Raw genomic sequence first — 19,125 nt, forward strand, 5'->3', positions numbered from 1 at the left:
AACGGCCCGCGGCCGGGCATCACGACTCACGACGGCCCGGGAATCCTCGCGGCCGCCCGGCGTTGACACGAGTGTGATCCGAACCGTTTCGATACTCGACCGGTCGCGCACCCGCGAGGGCCACCCCGCCCCGCAGGCGCTGCGCGACACCGTGGACCTGGCCCGCACGGCCGAGGAGCTCGGCTACCACCGCTTCTGGGTCTCGGAGCACCACAGCGTGCCCGGCGTGGCGGGTTCCGCCCCCACCGTGCTCGCGGCAGCCGTCGCCGGCGCGACCCGGCGGATCCGGGTCGGCACCGGCGGGGTCATGCTGCCCAACCACCAGCCGATGGTGGTCGCCGAGCAGTTCGGCGTACTGGAGTCCCTCTTCCCCGGCCGGATCGACATGGGTCTAGGCCGCTCCGTCGGCTTCACCGACGGGATCCGGCGCGCCCTGGGCCGCGACACCGGGGACGCCGACCGGTTCGAGGAGCAGCTGACCGAGCTGCTGGGCTGGCTCGACGGCAGCCAGGCGGCCCACCCCGAGGTCCACGCGCGTCCCGCGGAGGGGCTGCGGATCCCCGCCTTCGTCCTGGCCACCGGCGCAGGGGCCGGGATCGCCGCCCGGGCCGGGCTGCCGCTGGTCGTGGGCGACCTGCGCTCCCGCGACCGGGTCGCGGAGGCCGTCGCGACCTACCGCGGGCAGTTCCGGCCCTCTGCGTGGAGCCCCGAACCGTACGTCGTGGTCTCCGGGACGGTCGCGGTGGCCGCCACCGCGGAGGCGGCCCGGCGGATCCTGGTGCCGGAGGCGTGGTCCGTGGCGTACTCCCGCACCCGGGGGAGCTTCCCTCCGCTGCGGCCGGCCGAGGAGGTCGAGGCGCTGGAGATGTCCCCCAAGGAACGGGAGCTGTACGAGGGAGCCCTCGCCGGGCACGTCCACGGCACCGAGGAGCAGGTGGCGGCGGAGCTCTCCGAGGTGGCCGCCCTGACCGGAGCCGACGAGCTGCTGGTCACCACGTCCACGTACGACCGGACGGCGCTGCTGGACTCCTACCGCGGGCTGGCCCGGATCGCAGGCCTCTAAACTGGGACGAATGCACCCGCCCGCGTCCGCGCCCCTCCCCGCCGGTCCCCCCGCACGCGATCCCCGCGCCCCTGATGCGGGCACCGCGGATCCGCGGGGCTTCGATCCGCGCGGCCTCGGTCCGCAGGGCCAGGATCCGCGGGGCTTCGACCCGTACGTCCGTGTCCGGGGCGCCCGGGAGCACAATCTGCGCGGCGTCGACGTGGACGTCCCGCGCGACGCGCTGACCGTGTTCACGGGCGTCTCCGGTTCCGGCAAGAGCTCGCTCGCCTTCGGCACGCTCTACGCGGAGGCCCAGCGCCGGTACTTCGAGTCGGTGGCCCCGTACGCCCGGCGCCTCATCCACCAGATCGGCGCGCCGAAGGTCGACTCCGTCACCGGGCTGCCGCCCGCCGTCTCGCTGGAGCAGCGCCGCTCCTCCCCCGGCTCGCGCTCCTCGGTGGGGACGGTGACCCTGCTGTCGAACTCGCTGCGCATGCTGTTCTCCCGGGCCGGCACCTATCCCCCGGGCGGCCGGCACCTCGACTCCGACGCCTTCTCCCCCAACACCGCGGCCGGAGCCTGCCCTTCGTGCCACGGCATCGGCCGGATCCACCGCACGAGCGAGGAACTGCTCGTCCCCGATCCGGACCTGTCGATCCGTCAGGGGGCCATCGCTGCCTGGCCCGGCGCCTGGCAGGGCAAGAACCTGCGGGACGTCCTCGATGCGCTGGGACACGACGTGGACCGGCCCTGGCGGGAGCTGCCCGCGAGGGACCGCGAGTGGATCCTGTTCACCGAGGAGCAGCCGGTCGTGACCGTGCACCCGGTGCGCGACGCCGACCGGATCCAACGTCCTTACCAGGGCACCTACATGAGCGCCCACCGGTACGTCATGCGGACGTACGCCGACAGCAAGAGCGCCGCCCTGCGGGCGCGCGCGGAGAAGTTCCTCACCGACTCGCCGTGCCCCGCCTGCGGGGGGCGCCGGCTGCGGCCGGAGGCACTGGCGGTCACCTTCGCGGGGTACGGCATCGCGGACCTCGCGGGGATGGCGCTGTCCGAGCTGGACGCCGTACTGGCCGCCGCCCCCGCCTCCCCGGACGCGGGCTCCGATCCCGCGTCCGGAGAGGCGGCGCGGGTGCTCGCGGAGGACCTGCGCTCGCGCATCGGACCCGTCACGGAACTGGGTCTGGGCTACCTGAGCCTGGACCGCACCGCGCCCACCCTGTCGGCGGGCGAACTGCAGCGGCTGCGGCTGGCGACCCAGCTGCGCTCGGGGCTGTTCGGGGTGGTGTACGTGCTGGACGAGCCCTCGGCCGGGCTGCACCCCGCCGACGCGGAGGCCCTGCTCGGCGTGCTGGACCGGCTCAAGGCGGCCGGGAACACGGTGTTCGTCGTGGAGCACCACCTGGACGTGGTGCGGCACGCGGACTGGCTGGTGGACGTGGGGCCGCTGGCCGGGGAACACGGCGGACAGGTGCTGTACAGCGGCCCGCCCGCGGGCCTGGCGGACGTACCGGGGTCCGCCACGGCGCCGTACCTGTCCGGGACGGTCCCGGCGGACCGGGCGCGCCTGCCGGTGCGGACGGCGACCGGGTCCGTGCACCTGAGCGGGGTCGACCGGCACAACCTGCGCGGCGTGGAGGTCCGGTTCCCGCTGGGGGTGTTCACGGCGGTGACCGGCGTGTCCGGGTCGGGGAAGTCGACCCTGGTGAGCCAGGTGCTGGCCCGGGAGGTCGGCGAGCGGCTGGCCGACCCGGACTTCCCCGTACGGCGGCTGGTGGCCGTCGACCAGAAGCCGATCGGGCGCACCCCGCGCTCCAACCTGGCCACGTACACGGGCCTGTTCGACGTCGTGCGCAGGCTCTTCGCCGCGGCGCCGGAGGCACGGGCGCGCGGCTGGAAGGCGGGCCGGTTCTCCTTCAACGTGCCGGGCGGCCGGTGCGAGACCTGCCAGGGCGAGGGCTTCGTCTCGGTGGAGCTGCTGTTCCTGCCGAGTACGTACGCCCCGTGCCCCGCCTGCGCCGGAGCCCGGTACAACCCCGGGACCCTGGAGGTCCGGTACGGGGGGCTGGACATCGCGGAGGTCCTCGGCCTGACGGTGGAGGCGGCGGCGGTCTTCTTCGCCGAGGAGCCGGCGGCCGCGCGCAGTCTGCGGGCCCTGGAGGACATCGGGCTGGGCTACCTGCGGCTCGGGCAGCCCGCGACGGAGCTGTCGGGCGGCGAGGCCCAGCGGATCAAGCTGGCCACGGAGCTGCAGCGACTGCGCCGCGACCACACCCTGTACGTCCTGGACGAGCCGACGACGGGCCTGCACCCGGCCGACGTACGGGTGCTGCTGCGGCAGCTGCACGGGCTCGTCGACGCCGGGCACTCGGTGGTCGTCGTCGAGCACGACATGGCGGTGGTGGCGGGCGCGGACTGGGTGGTCGACCTGGGCCCGGGCGGCGGTACCGAGGGCGGCCGCGTCGTGGCGTCGGGCACCCCGGCGGAGGTGGCCGCGGCCGGGGTGGGCCGCACGGCACCGTACCTGGCGCGGGCGCTGGCGGAGGGCGGCAGCCGGGACGCCCGGTGACGACGCGGCCGGGTGCCGGCGCGGCCCGGTGCCGGCGCTACGCGTCGCCGGCCAGCAGGTTCTGCGGCAGCTCGCGGAAGCTCCACAGGCCCCGGCGGCGGGTGAACATCCAGACGAGGTCGTAGCGGTCGGGCCAGGCGGCGGGTACGCCGACGACCTGGTGGGCGCCGAGGGCCCGGACCAGACGGGGGATGCCGGCCGGTTCCCAGCAGACCAGGGCGGGCATCGGGGCGGCCAGCAGGGCCCGGGCGAGCACGGGCTCGGCGCCGACGGCGAACTCGGCGCGCACCGGTGTGCGCAGCGCGGTGGCGAGGGCCGTCACCGTCTGCCGGCACCGCTCGGGGGCGGCCTTGCCGCCGGCCGCGAAGACGGCGGCGGGACGCGGCAGGGAGGAACGGGCCGAGGGCGGGAAGAGGCGGGGCAGCTCCTCGGCGCGCCGCAGGCCGCGGCCGGACAGCGAGCCGGGGTGCTCGACGCCTTCGTCGTCCTCGGCGGTGTCACCGGCGTACGGCTTCTCCGCGTGCCGGATCACCATGACCAGGGCGTCCTGTGGGCCGGCCGGCGGGCCGGGGGCCGGGCCGCCGGGCTGCTCCTCGGACGTGCAGCCGGCCGCGGCCAGCGGGGCCAGGGCGGCGGCCAGCACGGTACGGCGACGCGGTCCGGACCCGGTGGGGGCATGTGGCATGGGGCCCACTGTCGCCCATGGCCGGGGGCAGGCCGGGGCGCGGCGCGGTGCGGGCGGCCCCGGTCAGCCGATCGGCGCAGGCGGGAGCGGGGGCGCCGCGGGGTCGCGGGGCGCGGGAGCGGGCGTCCCGGCGGCCGGCGAGGTCGTGGCCGCCGGGAGCGTCACGGCGGGGACGGCCTCGGGGGCGGCTTCCGGGCAGGGCCCGGGCGTCGCCGGTTCGGCTTCGGGCTTCGCCGGTTCGGCCTCGGGCTTCGCGGGTTCGGCCGGTCTCTCGTACGGGGACGGGACGGGGAAGTAGGCCTCCAGGAACGCGGTGACCGCGCGCTGCTGGGCCTGGGGGGAGAGCCGCGTACCGGCGTCGTCGGCGAGGCAGAAGGCGTCGGACCCGCGGTGGTGGACCATGTCGCCCAGGCGTTCCAGCTCGTCGGCCCGTCCGGTGGACACGTACTCGGCGGCCAGCTCGCCTTCGACCGCGTGGCCGTCCGCGAGGGCCAGGTGGACCGCGAGGGTGACGGGGGCGATGTCGGTGGCGCTGCGGAACACGGACCGGCTGGTGGCGGTGAGGCCGCCGGGCAGCCGCTCCTCGAGGTGGTCGAAGAGGGAGCGGCTGAGGGGGTAGGGGGTGTGGGCCAGGATCCGCGGATAGGTACGGCCGACGGCGGATTCCACGGCCCGGCGCGTGGCGCGCTGGGAGAGGGTGAAGACGTCGTCCTCGGCGTCGGGGGAGCTGGGCGGTACGGCGCGGTCGTCGTGGAAGACCTTGGGGAGCCCGGAGGGGAGGAAGAAGTTCTGCGGCCGCTGCGAACGGCCGAGGAAGATGTCGTCGTTGAAGTAGACGAAGTGCTCGGCGAGGCCGGGTATCCGGTGCAGCTGGGTCTCGATGGCGTGCGAGTTGAAGACCGGCAGGACCTCGGGTTCGGCGAACAGGTCGCGGTGGTCCACGACCGTGATGCCCGGGTGGTCGGCGGCCAGCCACGCGGGGACCTGGTCGTCGGTGACCAGGAAGACGTGCCGGATCCAGGGGGCGTGTGCGGCGATCGACCGCAGGCAGTAGCGCAACTCGCCGCGGTCGCGGTAGCGGTGCTCGCCGCGGTCCACGGCGGGCGCGCCGGCGGCGTCCGGGGCGGCGGCTGCTCCCGTGCCGGCGGCTTCCCCGTCGGTCGGCCGCTGCGCCGCGGTGGCCGCTGCCGCGGCGGCGGCCGCCTGCTCGCGGCGGCGGCGCCAGGCCGGGTCGGAGGCGTCCACCCAGGTGATGACGGCGTCGATCGGGAAGTCGATGTCGTCGGGGAAGCGCCGGGCCAGGGCGTCCACCACGGGGTACTCGCGGTCGCCGACGCGATGGGTGCCGGTGGCGGCCAGGGAGGGCACCCACCAGCCGAACGGCGTCTCGCGCAGCGAGGCGACCCCGCCGGCGCCGGAGTCGGAGGCGTCCCAGAACTCGAGGTCGCAGCCGTGGTCGGAGCCGAGGTGGAGGGTCCGGCCGGAGGTCACCACCGGCTGGTGGAGGCGGATGCCCTTGACCCCGGGGCGCGGTGCCCCGTCCTCGGCGGCGGCTTCCGCCGAGGCCACGGCCGCGGGGAGCGATTCGGCGAGTACGGTGGCGAGCACCCCGCCGTCGCCGAGGAGTTCGGCGTACACGGGCCGGCCGGCGAAGGCTTCGGCGCAGGCTCGGAGCGCCGCGTCGCGGCAGCCGGGGGCGATGGCCACCCGGTGGCTCAGTCCTCCGTCGGGGACGAGGCCGTAGCCGATGTCCGCCGCTTCCAGCGCCTCGGCGGCGGCCCGGAGGTTCGCCGTGCGCAGCCCGGCGGGCAGCACGTCGTCCCGTACGACGGTCAGCCGGCCCCGGTAGCGGACGACGCCCTCGGTCTCGGCCAGGTCGGCCAGGATCTCGTCCTCGCGGCCGGGCCGGCGCGGCGCGGCGGCCGCCCGGTCTCCGGACCCGGTGCGCTCGCGCTCGTGAGCGGCGGGCTGGTGCGGGACGCCGCCGGGTTGCCCCAGTACGCGGGCGAGGCGCCGGAGCCCCGCCCAGTTGAGGTACCGGCGGATACCACTCATCTTCTACACCTCGGGGTTCGCGGACGCGACAGGCCTTCTGCCAGGTCCGGCAGCCCCCGAAAAGCCAACGTCAGCATAAGCCGACACATACGGCGGATGGACGGGACTTCCGCCTCCCGGTTGTTTCTCATCCGACTCTCATGCCCCTCCCGCCGGGGATCCACCGGGCCACCGGGACGTTTCCGGGGCTCCGGCGGGCAACTGCCGGTCCGCGGCGGTCAGCGCGGCCCCTTGCGGAGCGCCCGCAGCCACTCCTTGTTCATCGCGGCGATCGAGGGCAGGGGGATGCCCTTGGGACAGGCGGTGGCGCACTCCCCCGCCAGGGTGCAGCCGCCGAACCCCTCCTCGTCCATCGTGGCCACCATGTCCAGGACGCGGGTCTCCCGCTCGGGCGATCCCTGCGGGAGGACGTTGAGGTGGTTGATCTTGGCCGAGGTGAAGAGCATCGCCGATCCGTTGGGGCAGGCCGCCACGCACGCACCGCAGCCGATGCACTCCGCGTGCTCGAAGGCGTGGTCGGCGTCGTGCTTGGGCACGGCGGTGGCGTGTGCCTCGGGGGCGGCTCCGGTGGGGGCGGTGATGTAACCGCCGGCCTGGATGATCCGGTCGAAGGAGCCGCGGTCGACGACGAGGTCCTTGACCACGGGGAAGGCGGCGGCCCGCCAGGGTTCGACGTCGATGGTGTCGCCGTCGGCGAAGGACCGCATGTGCAGCTGGCAGGTGGTGGTGCGCTCGGGGCCGTGGGCGTCGCCGTTGATGACGAGGCTGCACGCGCCGCAGATGCCCTCGCGGCAGTCGTGATCGAAGGCGACCGGGTCCTCGCCGCGCAGGATGAGGTCCTCGTTGAGGGTGTCGAGCATCTCCAGGAAGGACATGTCCTTCGAGATGCCGTCGACCGCGTAGGAGGCCATGGCGCCGGGGGCGTCGGGGTTCTGCTGGCGCCAGACGCGCAGGGTGAGCTTCATGCGTAGCTCCGCTGGGTGGGGTGGACGTACTCGAAGACGAGGTCTTCCTTGTGCAGGACGGGCGCGCTGCCGGTGAACTCCCAGGCCGCGGCGTACGAGAACTCCTCGTCGCGGCGCTCGGCCTCGCCCTCCGCGGTCTGGGACTCCCCGCGGAAGTGGCCTCCGCAGGATTCCGCGCGGTGGAGGGCGTCGAGGCACATCAGCTCGGCGAGCTCCAGGTAGTCGACGATGCGGTTGGCCTTCTCCAGGGACTGGTTGAACTCCTCGCCGCGGCCGGGGACCTTGATCCGCCGCCAGAACTCCTCCCGGATCTCCGGGATCCGCTGGAGCGCCTTGCGCAGGCCCTCCTCCGTCCGGGCCATGCCGCAGTACTCCCACATCAGCTCGCCGATCTCCCGGTGGAAGGAGTCCGGGGTGCGGTCGCCGTCGACGGCGAGGAGCTTCGCGAGGCGCTCACGGGTCTCGCGGACGGCGGCCGCGGTCTCGGGGTGCGTGCCGTCGACGGCTTCCCGGTGGGGGTGGCGGGCCAGGTAGTCGTTGATGGTGGAGGGCAGGACGAAGTAGCCGTCGGCCAGTCCCTGCATCAGGGCGGACGCGCCGAGCCGGTTGGCTCCGTGGTCGGAGAAGTTGGCCTCGCCGATGGCGAAGAGGCCCGGGACGGTGGTCTGGAGGTCGTAGTCGACCCAGAGGCCGCCCATCGTGTAGTGGACGGCGGGGTAGATCCGCATGGGGACCTCGTACGGGTTCTCCGCGGTGATCCGCTCGTACATCTCGAAGAGGTTGCCGTACTTCTCGGCGACCTTGTCCCGGCCCATGCGGCGCATGGCGTCGGCGAAGTCGAGGTAGACGCCCTGGCCGCCGGGGCCGACGCCGCGGCCCTCGTCGCAGACGTTCTTGGCGGCGCGGGAGGCGATGTCGCGGGGGACGAGGTTGCCGAAGGAGGGGTAGATCCGCTCCAGGTAGTAGTCGCGCTCGGACTCGGGGATGTCCGCGGCGGGGCGGTCGTCGCCCTCGGCCTTGGGGACCCAGATGCGGCCGTCGTTGCGCAGGGACTCGCTCATCAGGGTGAGCTTGGACTGGTGGTCGCCGGTGCGCGGGATGCAGGTGGGGTGGATCTGCGTGAAGCAGGGGTTGGCGAAGTACGCTCCGCGCCGGTGCGCCCGCCAGACGGCCGTGGCGTTGGAGTTCATGGCGTTGGTGGAGAGGTAGAAGACGTTGCCGTAGCCGCCGCTCGCCAGCACCACCGCGTCGGCGTGGTACGGGGTGATCTCGCCGGTGACCAGGTCGCGGGCCACGATGCCGCGGGCCACCCCGTCGACCACGATCAGGTCGAGCATCTCGGTGCGCGCGTGCATCTCGACGTTGCCCGCGGCGATCTGCCGGGAGAGCGCCTGATAGGCGCCGAGGAGGAGCTGCTGTCCGGTCTGCCCGCGGGCGTAGAAGGTGCGGGAGACCTGGACCCCGCCGAAGGAGCGGGTGTCGAGGAGGCCGCCGTACTCGCGGGCGAACGGGACGCCCTGGGCCACGCACTGGTCGATGATCTCGACGGAGATCTGGGCGAGCCGGTGCACGTTGGACTCGCGGGCCCGGAAGTCCCCGCCCTTGACGGTGTCGTAGAAGAGCCGGTGCACGGAGTCGCCGTCGTTGCGGTAGTTCTTGGCCGCGTTGATGCCGCCCTGGGCGGCGATGGAGTGGGCCCGGCGCGGGGAGTCGGAGAAGCAGAACTGGACCACGTGGTAGCCCTGTTCGGCGAGGGTGGCGCCGGCGGCGCCGCCCGCCAGGCCGGTGCCGACGACGATGACCGTGTGCTTGCGGCGGTTGGCCGGATTGACCAGCTTGGCCTCGAAACGGCGCCGGTCCCAGCGTTCCGCGATCGGGCCGTCGGGAGCCTTGGCGTCGGCCAGGGGGGCACCGGTGGTGTAGGCGGCGAAGCCGCTGTCGTAGGGGCTCATGGTCAGCTCACCACTCCGGTCATGACGGCGACGGGGACGGACACGAAGCCCGCGAAGAGGACGAGGGCCAGGGCGTTGGCCAGGAACTTCAGCGTCCGGTCGCGCCGCGCGCTGCCCGCGCCGAGGGTCTGTGCGGCACTCCAGAAGCCGTGGCGGACGTGCAGGCCCAGGGCGGCCATCGCCACGAGGTACACGGTGTTGCCGTACCAGGTGGAGAAGGTGGAGAGGACGTTCTCGTAGGGGTGGCCGGCCCACGCGCGCTCGTTGACGGTGAGCGTCGTGAGGTCGAGGAGGTGCCAGACGATGAACAGGGCCAGGATGATGCCGCCCCAGCGCATGGTGCGGGTGGCGTAGCTCGCGCGGCGGCGCTTGTGGGCGTACTTGACCGGTCGGGCCCTGATGTCCCGCCGGCTGAGCTGGTACGCGGACACGGCGTGGGCCACGACGGCCGCCACCAGTACGACCCGGACGATCCACAGCGCCCACTCGTAGTGCAGGAACGGCGCTCCGAGGGTGCGCAGCCAGTGGGCGTAGCCGTTGAACTCGTCCGCACCGAAGAAGATCTTGAGGTTGCCGAGCATGTGCACGACGAGGTAGCCGAGCATGACGAGGCCGGAGACCGCCATGACGGTCTTCTTGCCGACCGACGAGTCCCAGATGGTGCGCGTGGTGGACGGCCGTCGGCCCGTCCGCGTTGCCAGAGCCATGCCACCGACGGTAAGGACCTAGGTCCCGAAAGGTCCAAGACATGATGGAGCTCCTCTCGATAGCCCTCCCCTATGGAGGGGCGTAGCCTGGGCGGATGCAGTTCCAGCAGCTCCTGTACTTCGTGGCCGTGGCGGAGACCCGGCACTTCACCCGGGCCGCGGAGCGGGTGCACGTGGCCCAGCCCTCGCTCTCCCAGCAGATCAAGGCGCTCGAGCGGGAGCTGGGGGCCGAGCTGTTCAGCCGGGCCCGGGGCAACATCGCGCTCACCGACGCCGGCGAGGCCCTGCTGCCGCTGGCGCGGCGGATCCTGGCGGACGCGGACACGGCCCGGCAGGAGGTGCAGGAGCTGGCCCAGCTGCGGCGCGGCCGGGTCCGGCTGGGCGCCACCCCGAGCGTGTGCACGGGCCTGCTGCCGGACGTGCTGCGCGCCTTCCACGCGGCGCATCCGGGGATCGAGCTGCTGATCGAGGAGAGCGGCTCCCTCGACCTCGTACGGGAGCTGGCGCGGGGGGCACTGGACCTGGCGCTGATCGCGCTGCCCCTGCCACCCTCGGCTCCGGCGCTGACCACGGTGGAGTTGCTGACGGAGGACCTGGTGGTGGTGTCCTCGTCCGAGCTGCCGGCGCCCGGCGGAGGCGGGGAGCTGACCATCTCCGGGCTGCGGGACGAGCCGATGGTGATGTTCCGGCACGGCTACGACCTGCGGGAGATGACGGTGACGGCCTGCCGGGCGGAGGGCTTCGAGCCGGTGTTCACCGTGGAGGGCGGCGAGATGGACGCGGTGCTCGGATTCGTCCGGGCCGGCCTGGGCGTGGCGGTGGTCCCGGCGATGGTGGTCGACCGGGCGGGCCCGGGCCTGCGGGCGACCTCGCTGGCCGGCTCTCCCCTGCGCCGCACGATCGCCCTGGCGCACCGCACGGACGTGGCTCCCCCGCGCGCCGCCCGCGAACTGAAGCGCATCCTCCTCGGCCGACCCGACTGACCCTGCGGATCGGCGGATCGGCGGATCGGCGGATCGGCGGATCGGCGGATCGGCGGATCGGCGGATCCGATCCTGCGGGCCGGACCCCGCAGACCCCGCGGGATCAGGCCCCGCAGGATCAGGCCCCGCGTATGGGCAGCACCCGGTCGAGCCCGCCGGCCAGCATGCCGAACGCCTGGTCGGCTTCGGCCACGGCTTCCGGGTGGGCCTCGTCGGCACTCTTGCCGGTGTCGATCCGACGGTAGTTCGCCCGGCCCAGCTCGTGACGGGCGGTCACCAGGTTCAGGGCAGCCAGCCGGGCGGCGAACGGCGGGACCGACTCGGCTTCGAGCACATCGGCCAGCAGTTCCACCTCCCGGGCGCTGTAGTGGGCCAGCCGTGTTTCGAGGCCGGCGGTGGAGTAGACGAGCTTCTGGAAGGCCAGGACGTCGGGGTGGTCGCACAGGCCGGTGATCGGATCGCGCTCCGCGAGGGCCGTCACGAAGTGCTCGCGCAGGGCGCCGACGGGACTGCGTCCCGACTCCCGGTCCCGCACGATGCGCGCCGCCTCGTCCTGATGGTCGGCGAAGCGGTCCAGCACCAGGTCCTCCTTGCTCGGGAAGTACCGGAACAGCGTGGGCTTGGACACCTCCGCCGCCGCGGCGACGTCCGCCACGGACACGGCGTCGAAGCCGCGTTCCAGAAAGAGTTCGAGCGCCGTGGCCGCCAGCTGGCGGCGCGTACGCAGCTTCTTGTTCTCACGGAGACCCGTCGTGTTGTCCATGTGCACACCCTAGCACGGAATCACAACCGAGTTAGTTTTTTTACCGGGTTGCTTTTTCTTTCCGGAGGCGCTTTCCTTGAGGCATCGGCTGAGACATCGGCACGACGCACGGAGGAGAGGACTTGCCATGACCGACGTACTGATCGCCGGAGCCGGCCCCACCGGGCTGACCCTGGCGTGCGAACTGGCCCGGCGGGGTGCGCAGGTGCGGATCCTGGACCGGCGCACCGCGCCGCACCGCGAATCCCGCGGCAAGACGCTCCACCCCGACACGCTGGCGCTCCTCGAAGGCCTGGACGTGGCCGGACGGCTCGCGGGCATCGGCAGCCGCGGGCTCGTCTTCCGCAAGTACTTCGACGGGGTCCACGTGAGCGACACCCGATACGACGGCGCCCTCTTCATGGGGCAGTGGCAGATCGAGGAGGTGCTGCGCGAGCGGCTCGCGGAGCTCGGCGTCGCCGTGGAGTACGGGACCCGCCTCACCGGGATCCGCCAGGACGGGGCGGGAGTCGACGCGGAACTGGCGGACGGCCGGGCCGTCCGGAGCCGCTATCTGGCCGGGTGTGACGGAGGCTCCAGCAGCACCCGCAAGCTGCTCGGCATCCCCTTCGAGGGGAGCACGGAGCCGGCGCCGACGATGGTGCTCGGGGACGTGACGGCTCTGGGCCTCAGCCGGGACCACTGGCACCAGTGGTTCGGCTCGGACGGCGGCGCCGTGCTGCTCTGCCCGATACCGGGAACCGCGACCTTTCAGCTGCAGGCCTCGCCCGAGCGGGACGAACGCGGCGATCCGCTGCCCCCGTCACCGGAGGGCTTCCAGCGGCTCTTCGAGCGGTACGCCCGGATGCCGGGGATACGGCTGGCGGAGCCGACCTGGCTCACGGCTTGGCGCGTGAACGTCCGGATGGCGGCGCGCATGCGCGAGGGCCGGGCCTTCCTCGCCGGGGACGCCGCCCACGTGCACCCCGTGGCCGGCGGGCGGGGCATGAACGCCGGCATCCACGACGCCTTCGCCCTCGGCCGGATCCTGGCCGCCGCACTCGCCGCTCCGGCCGACGCAGCCGGGGAGGACCCGCTCGACGCGTACGAGGCCGAGCGGATGCCGTTCGCCGCCGATCTGCTGGCCGACACGACCCGGCGGCACGAACGGGTCCTGGCCGCCGTCCGCGAGCCCGGCAACGGGACGGAGACCGGCCTGGGCTGACCCTCCGGCGGCGTCCGGGCCTCCGCCCCGAGCCCGGCCCCGCTCGTCGACCGCCGGCCGTCGGCCGACCGCCCGGCTCCCGGACCGGCCCCGGGCGCCGCACGGCAGGAGCGAGTCTGGCTACACACCCCTACGAGAAGGGGGAGCTGGGTGCGGGGGTGGGCACCGCGTCCGAGAGGGACAGCATGTGGATGCGGTCCGGGGCGCCGGGGCGCGCGTAGTACCAGCCCTGCGCGGTGTCACAGCCGAGGTCGCGCAGCTGGGCGGCCTGCGCCCCGGTCTCCACGCCCTCGACGGTGACGGCCAGTTCGAGGCTGTGGGCCAGCGCGACGATCCCCTCCACGATCTTGACGTCGACCGGGTTGGCCGGGTTCTGCTGCATCCCCTGGGTGAAGGAGCGGTCCAGCTTCAGGACGCTGACCGGCAGGCGGCGCAGGTTGGCCAGGTTCGAGTAGCCCGTGCCGAAGTCGTCGAGGGCGATGTCCACGCCCAGGGCGGCGAGCCGGCGCAGCGGTTCGAGGAGCTCGTCGTCGGCGCCGATCAGAGCCGATTCGGTGACCTCCAGGCACAGCGCCCCGGGCGCCAGCCCCGACTTCTCCAGCACCGCGACGGTGTCGGCGACCAGGCCGGGGTGGTGCAGCTGGGTCGGCGAGAGGTTGACGTTGATCCTCAGGGACGCCCCGCCCAGCTGGCTCTGCCAGTTGCGGGCCTGGCGGACGGACTCCTCCAGGACCCAGCGGCCGAGCGGGATGATCAGCCCGGTCCGTTCCGCGAGCGGGATGAACCGGTCCGGCCCGAGTACGCCGTACTGCGGGTGCGACCAGCGCACCAGCGCCTCGGCGCCGTGCACACTGCCGTCGTGCATGTGCACCAGCGGCTGGTACTCGATGAAGAACTCGCCGCGCTCCAGCGCCGCCGGCAGGGCGTTGGTCAGCCCGTGCCGGGTGATGGCCCGGGCGTCGGCCTCGGCGTCGGCGAACTCGAAGCGGTTCCCGCCGGCCGCCTTGGCCCGGTACATGGTGATGTCGGCGCTGCGCAGCACCTCCGCCGGGGTGCGCTCCCTGGCGCGGCCCTCGACGATGCCGATGCTGCCCCGGACCGTCAGCTCCCGGCCCTCGATGCGGATCGGCGTCGACAGCGCGGACAGGATGCGGACGGCGAGGTCGGTCACCTTCTCCTCCGTGTCGGAGCCGGTGGTCAGCGCGACGAACTCGTCGCCGCCGAGCCGCGCGACCACCTCTCCGGGGCCGGTCGCGCAGCTCTGCAGCCGGTCGGCGACCTCCACCAGGAGCCGGTCCCCCGCCGAGTGGCCGAGGCTGTCGTTGACCGCCTTGAACCCGTCGAGGTCCAGGTAGCACAGGCCGAAGCGGCTGCCTCCGGCCCCGCTCAGGGCCTTCTCCAGCCGCTCGAAGAACAGCGTCCGGTTGGGCAGCCCGGTGAGGGCGTCGTGGGTGGCCTCGTACCGCAGGCGCAGGTTGAGCAGCCGGCGCTCGGTGGTGTCCTCCATCAGGGCCAGCTGGTACTGCGGCACCCCCTCGGCGTCGCGCAGCAGCGACACCGTCAGGTTGGTCCAGAGCACGGTGCCGTCGTGCCGGTAGTACGGCTTCTCCACGCGGTAGCTCTCGCGCTCGCCGCGGACCAGTTCGCCGTACATCCGCCAGACGTGCGGGGTGTCGTCCGGGTGGCCCCACTCGCTGACCTTGCGGTCGCGGACGTGGCCCTCCAGGCCGCCGAACATCTGCAGGAGCGCGTCGTTGGCCTCCAGCACGTTGCCGTCCAGGTCGGCGATGCCGATGCCGACGGCCGCCCCCTCGAACACGGCCCGGAAGCGCGCCTCACTGGCGTGCAGCGCCTGCTGGGCGTCGATGCGGGCGGTCAGCGCGGAACGGGCGATGGCCTCCTGCTCCTTGAGCGTGCGCTCGCGCAGGGCCCGGGCGAAGCCGGCCGCGATCCCGTGCTGGAGCCGGGCGCAGCGGGCCCGGTACTCCTCGGTCCCGTCCGCGCCGGAGGCGACGGGCCCGGACGGGGAACCGGCGCCGCAGTACAGGACCAGGTACGACTCGATGACGCCGAGGGTGCCCGCCAGGGCCTCGGGGTCGGTGCAGTGCACCGCGACGAGTTCCGCCCCGACGCGCTGGGCCACGCCGGCGTCGAAGGGCCGGGCGTGCAGGGCCTCGGCGAGCGTCCGGGTGAGCGGCAGGAGGTGCCGCTCGAACTCGGGGCGGGTCAGCGAGGTCGCCGTGACCGGGAAGATCGCGCGGCCCCAGATGGTCGCGAAGCGGGCGATCCGGTCCTCCAGACCGCCCTGCGGCCCCGCGGGCGTCGCCGGGGCGGCCGCCGCCGGTCCTGCGGGCGCCGTGTGCGCTGTGGCGGCCGTCCGGGCGCCCGCCGTCTGTGCCGGAAGTCTCACGCCTTGCGTCCCACGCCGGCGAAGCCCGAGAAGGCGTACGGGTCCTCCTCCGCCTCGAGGTCGTGGGCGCCCGTGGAGATCTCGGGGCGCCAGCCGGGCATCGACGTCAGCCCCGGCTCCACCAGGTCGAAGCCGTCGAAGAAGCGGGTGATCCGCTCCCCGCTGCGCATGATCAGGGGGCTGCGGATCTCGCGGTAGACGCCCACGGTTCCCCCCGCGACCTCCTCCGTGAGGGGGATGCCCTCGTAGGAGGCGTGGGTGAGGATCAGCAGGCTGCCGGGCGCCAGCGCGTCGCGCAGCCGGGCGACGGCGGCGTACGGCTCGTCCTCGTCCTCCAGGAAGTGCAGGACGGCGACGAGCAGCAGGGCCACCGGGCGGTCGAGGTCCAGCAGCCGGGTCACCTCGGGGGCCGCCAGGATGTCCTGGGGCTTGCGCAGGTCGGCGGCGACGATGCCGGTGCGCTCGTCGCCGTCGAGTACGGCCTGGCTGTGCGCCACCGCCACCGGGTCGTGGTCGACGTACACGACGCGGGACTCGGGGTCCGCGGCCTGGGCGATCTCGTGGACGTTGCCGAACGTGGGGATGCCGGAGCCGATGTCGAGGAACTGCGTGACGCCCTGGTCGACGGCGTAGCGCACGGCCCGGCGCATGAATGCCCGGTTCGCCTGCATGATCTTGGGCAGGCCCGGCATGAATTCCATGGCGCGTCGGGCGGCCTGGCGGTCGACCTCGAAATTGTGGGAGCCGCCCAGGTAGTAATCGTAGATACGGGACACGCTCGGCACCGATATGTCGATGCCCGGCGGGGCCCAGGCGGGGCGCTCCATCGAGGTCTCCAAGCCTTGTTCGTGTGGTGGTCCGTCCGAGGTCGGACTCCTGTACGAGCCGAATGTACTGATCATTGCCCAACAGAGCGAGCAAAAGCGGAAATTGACGATCCGTTCTTCGTCACACACCAAAGGCCCTCGCGGGCCCTCCCCACGGTAATGACCGTTACCGACAAATCCCTTTTGGGAATTGATCGTCGAACGATCGGGCCCGTTACACGACGGTCCACAAGCTGGCTCAAACCTCTACGGTCGACACTCCACCCGTTCAGGCGAACCGGGGCCGACCCTCGCGTGCGCGGGCACGCGCGGGCCCATGCTCCCCGGGTGAACAGAGCCTGTGCCAGGCGCCTGCTTGCGGTCCCGGTCCTGCTGTGGGCGGCCTTGGCCGTCACGCCGGCCGTGGCTGATAGCAGCGCCTACGCGACGACCGACTCCGGCGACGGCGCACACGCCGCCGCCGCGGTCACGGCGGTCCTCGGCGGCGGCCGCGGCGGCGGTCCGGGTGGCGGACATCACGGACGCCACCACGGCGGCGGGCACGGAGGGGGACACCACGGCGGACATCACGGCGGGCATCACTGCCCGCCGCCGCCTCCCCCGCCGTGCCCGCCGAAGCCCACGCCCACGCCCACCCCGACCCCCACGCCGCCGCCCGCACCGACCCCGAAGCCCACCCCGCCGCCCGCACCGACCCCGCCCCCCGTGCCCACGCCACCACCGCCGCCTCCCCCGCCGCCCGCACCGGCGCCGCCGAAGCCGGCGCCCAAGCCGGTACCGAAGCCCCCGCCCCCCGAGCCCGCCCCCGCCCCGCCCCGGGCGGCCAAGGCTCCCGCCCCGCCGCCCCCGGCCCCTCCGCCGGCGCCGCCCCCCGTGGTGACCCCGCCGCCGGCGCCACCGAAACCGGTGGCCCGCCCCTCGTACCACGCCCCGTCCCGCAAGCCGGTCGAGCACCACATCTCGCCGGTGACCTTCACCCTGCTGACCGCGGCTCCCGCGGTGCTCGCGATCGTCGCGCTGCGCCCCCGGTAGCCCCGAAGCACCACCTGACAACCGATTGGGAGTCATCTTGTCGGAATGGCTCGTCCTGTCCCTCGCGATGGCCGCGGCGTGCGCCGTGGTCTTGTCCATCGCCTTCTTCAACCACCGCAGGATCGGCGAGGACGACGATCCGAACGAAACCCCGGACGTCATCGAGTACATGACGATGATGATCGGCGTGATCTACGCGATCGTGCTGGGCCTGGCGATCGCGGGCGTCTGGGAGGGCCGCGGAGCCGCCCAGGAGTACGTGCGCCAGGAGGCGCAGGCCCTGCACGAGGTCAACGTCCGCTCCGAGGTCTATCCGGCCGAGGTACGCAAGAAGATCCGGTCCGACGTCGACGCGTACGTGACGTACGTGGTGGACACCGAGTGGAAGGCGATGGGCGAGACCGGCGAACTCACCGACCGCAGCGGGGAGCTGCTGGAACGTATCCGCCGCGACGTCACCGACTACGAGCCGCAGACCGACCACGAGGGCCAGGCGTACCAGCCGCTGGTGGACCAGGTCGCGGTGGTCGACGACGCCCGCAACGCGCGCGGCCAGAGCGCCGGGGCCACGATGCCCGGCGTCGTGTGGTTCGGCCTGATCGCCGGAGCCCTGGTGACCGTGGGTCTGATCTTCACCCTCCAGATCCGCCGGTCGTTCCGGGAGATGCTGCTGGCCGGCCTGTTCAGCGCGCTCATCGCGTTCCTGCTGTTCCTCATCTGGGACTTCGACGCCCCGTTCGGCCGGGGCATCTCGGCCACGGCCGAGCCGTTCTTCGCCCAGTTCCCCCATCTGGGACTGGAGGACTGAGCCCGGGGCCCGGCCCCGTACGGGCCGCCCGCACCGCGCACCACCGGCGCCCGGTAAACCGGGGACGGGCCTCCCGTCCCCGGTTCGGCCTACGGCCGTGCCCCATTCGCCCGTTCCTGATCGCGGGTCACCGCACCCGCGCCTAGCGTGTCGGACATCGAGGCGCACGAACCCCCACGTGCGGAAACCGTTCCGCGGCTGCTCCTCGGGGATCCGGAGAATCAACCATGGGTGCGATACGTACCTCCGCCACAGCCCTGCTGAGCGCCGGTGCCACGGGTGCCGTACTCGCGCTCGGCGCCCTGGGAGCTCCCGCCGCGCACGCGGCCGAGGCGGCCCCCGTCACCTCGTTCGGTTTCACCCTCACCCCCTCCACGGTCGCCCCGGGAGGCCAGGTGGTCCTCGCGGTCACCGGCTGCGACGCCGCCTTCGCGACCTCCTCGTCCGGGGTCTTCGACACCGTGAGCATCGCGCGCGGCCGGACCGCACGGGTCACGGTGGACCGGGACGCGCGGCGCGGAGCCCAGTACTCCGTCTCCTTCACCTGCAACGGGGAGACCGGCTCGACCGACCTGACGATCACCGGCGGTACGAGCAGCCCCACCACCAGCTCCACCACGACGGCGACGGCCGCGGCGACCGCGACCGCGACTCCCAATGCCGTCCGCACCACCCCCGCCGCCACGCGCACCCCCAGCCGCACCCCCAGCCGCACCGCCACGCCCACCGCCGCGGCCGGCACCGCCACCCGCAGCCCGGCCGCCACCGGGACGGCCGTCGCCCCGCCCGTCCGCACGAGCGCCCCGACCGGCACCGCCGCCGGCACCCTCACCTCGGCCCGCGGTGTGCGCGGCGGCCTCGGCGGCAGCGTCGCCGGGCTGGACCCGGTGGAGCTCGGCGCGGGCGCCGGGCTCTTCCTCGCCGCGGCCGGCGGGACGGCGTACGCACTGCGACGCCGCCGGGGCGCCGGCAGGAGCCACTGAACCGCGCACGACGACAACGCAACCGCCGGGGGGGGGCCGGGGGGGGGGCGGGGCCGCGGGGCCCCGGCGGGGGGGGGGGGGGCCCCCCGGGGGGCGGGGGGGGGGGCGCGGGGGGCGGCGCCGCGGGGGCG

General features: G+C 73.8%; 15 protein-coding genes. 7 read left to right on the forward strand and 8 right to left on the reverse strand.

All coding sequences use genetic code 11. From position 1 onward, the window contains the following. Positions 1-73: 73 nt before the first annotated feature. Both ACZ6S8_RS23460 and ACZ6S8_RS23465 read left to right on the forward strand, forming a co-directional pair. A complete protein-coding gene (locus tag ACZ6S8_RS23460) occupies positions 74-1,063 on the forward strand; it encodes an MsnO8 family LLM class oxidoreductase (protein ID WP_469458687.1) in 990 nt (329 codons plus the stop codon). A gap of 10 nt (positions 1,064-1,073) precedes the next feature. Then, positions 1,074-3,620 carry an excinuclease ABC subunit UvrA gene (locus tag ACZ6S8_RS23465; protein ID WP_469458689.1) on the forward strand — a complete coding sequence of 849 codons (2,547 nt, stop codon included), beginning with the start codon at positions 1,074-1,076 and terminating at the stop codon, positions 3,618-3,620. Between the two features lie 37 nt (positions 3,621-3,657). On the opposite strand, the gene ACZ6S8_RS23470 is transcribed toward ACZ6S8_RS23465, so the two are convergent. The 5 genes from ACZ6S8_RS23470 to ACZ6S8_RS23490 form a co-directional block, all read right to left on the reverse strand. Next, positions 3,658-4,305, reverse strand: a complete 648-nt coding sequence (locus ACZ6S8_RS23470; protein WP_469458691.1) for a hypothetical protein — start codon at positions 4,303-4,305, stop codon at positions 3,658-3,660. 63 nt (positions 4,306-4,368) lie between these two features. Continuing rightward, a complete protein-coding gene (locus ACZ6S8_RS23475) occupies positions 4,369-6,360 on the reverse strand; it encodes a Stealth CR1 domain-containing protein (RefSeq protein WP_469458692.1) in 1,992 nt (663 codons plus the stop codon). Positions 6,361-6,578: 218 nt separating this feature from the next. Continuing rightward, on the reverse strand, positions 6,579-7,325 hold the full coding sequence (locus tag ACZ6S8_RS23480; RefSeq protein ID WP_469458694.1) for a succinate dehydrogenase/fumarate reductase iron-sulfur subunit: 747 nt from the start codon (positions 7,323-7,325) through the stop codon (positions 6,579-6,581). Then, positions 7,322-9,277 carry a fumarate reductase/succinate dehydrogenase flavoprotein subunit gene (locus ACZ6S8_RS23485; RefSeq protein ID WP_469458696.1) on the reverse strand — a complete coding sequence of 652 codons (1,956 nt, stop codon included), beginning with the start codon at positions 9,275-9,277 and terminating at the stop codon, positions 7,322-7,324. Before ACZ6S8_RS23485 ends, ACZ6S8_RS23480 begins: the two co-directional genes overlap by 4 nt. 2 nt (positions 9,278-9,279) lie before the next feature. Further along, positions 9,280-9,984, reverse strand: a complete 705-nt coding sequence (locus tag ACZ6S8_RS23490) for a succinate dehydrogenase (protein WP_469458698.1) — start codon at positions 9,982-9,984, stop codon at positions 9,280-9,282. Between the two features lie 95 nt (positions 9,985-10,079). Between ACZ6S8_RS23490 and ACZ6S8_RS23495 the strand changes: the two genes are divergently transcribed. Then, positions 10,080-10,967: a LysR family transcriptional regulator gene (locus tag ACZ6S8_RS23495; protein ID WP_469458700.1), complete on the forward strand. Its 888-nt coding sequence runs from the start codon at positions 10,080-10,082 to the stop codon at positions 10,965-10,967. A gap of 118 nt (positions 10,968-11,085) precedes the next feature. Here ACZ6S8_RS23495 and ACZ6S8_RS23500 read toward each other — a convergent pair whose 3' ends face one another. Beyond that, positions 11,086-11,730, reverse strand: a complete 645-nt coding sequence (locus tag ACZ6S8_RS23500; protein WP_469458702.1) for a TetR/AcrR family transcriptional regulator — start codon at positions 11,728-11,730, stop codon at positions 11,086-11,088. A gap of 127 nt (positions 11,731-11,857) precedes the next feature. Here ACZ6S8_RS23500 and ACZ6S8_RS23505 point away from each other — a divergent pair, with 127 nt between their 5' ends. Further along, on the forward strand, positions 11,858-12,934 hold the full coding sequence (locus ACZ6S8_RS23505) for an FAD-dependent monooxygenase (RefSeq protein WP_469458704.1): 1,077 nt from the start codon (positions 11,858-11,860) through the stop codon (positions 12,932-12,934). 130 nt (positions 12,935-13,064) lie between these two features. Here ACZ6S8_RS23505 and ACZ6S8_RS23510 read toward each other — a convergent pair whose 3' ends face one another. Then, positions 13,065-15,344 carry a putative bifunctional diguanylate cyclase/phosphodiesterase gene (locus ACZ6S8_RS23510; protein ID WP_469458706.1) on the reverse strand — a complete coding sequence of 760 codons (2,280 nt, stop codon included), beginning with the start codon at positions 15,342-15,344 and terminating at the stop codon, positions 13,065-13,067. Continuing rightward, positions 15,341-16,171 carry an SAM-dependent methyltransferase gene (locus ACZ6S8_RS23515; protein WP_383922939.1) on the reverse strand — a complete coding sequence of 277 codons (831 nt, stop codon included), beginning with the start codon at positions 16,169-16,171 and terminating at the stop codon, positions 15,341-15,343. Before ACZ6S8_RS23515 ends, ACZ6S8_RS23510 begins: the two co-directional genes overlap by 4 nt. A gap of 906 nt (positions 16,172-17,077) precedes the next feature. Here ACZ6S8_RS23515 and ACZ6S8_RS23520 point away from each other — a divergent pair. From ACZ6S8_RS23520 to ACZ6S8_RS23530, 3 genes are all read left to right on the forward strand, one after another. Then, complete coding sequence (locus tag ACZ6S8_RS23520) at positions 17,078-17,203, forward strand: hypothetical protein (RefSeq protein ID WP_469458708.1); 126 nt, start codon at positions 17,078-17,080, stop codon at positions 17,201-17,203. A gap of 37 nt (positions 17,204-17,240) precedes the next feature. Then, a complete protein-coding gene (locus tag ACZ6S8_RS23525) occupies positions 17,241-18,011 on the forward strand; it encodes a bestrophin-like domain (protein ID WP_469458709.1) in 771 nt (256 codons plus the stop codon). Between the two features lie 227 nt (positions 18,012-18,238). After that, positions 18,239-18,994, forward strand: coding sequence for a hypothetical protein (locus tag ACZ6S8_RS23530; protein ID WP_469458710.1), 756 nt, complete (start codon positions 18,239-18,241; stop codon positions 18,992-18,994). Positions 18,995-19,125: the final 131 nt, after the last annotated feature.

The sequence above is a fragment of the Streptomyces sp. NPDC048461 genome, assembly GCF_055587105.1.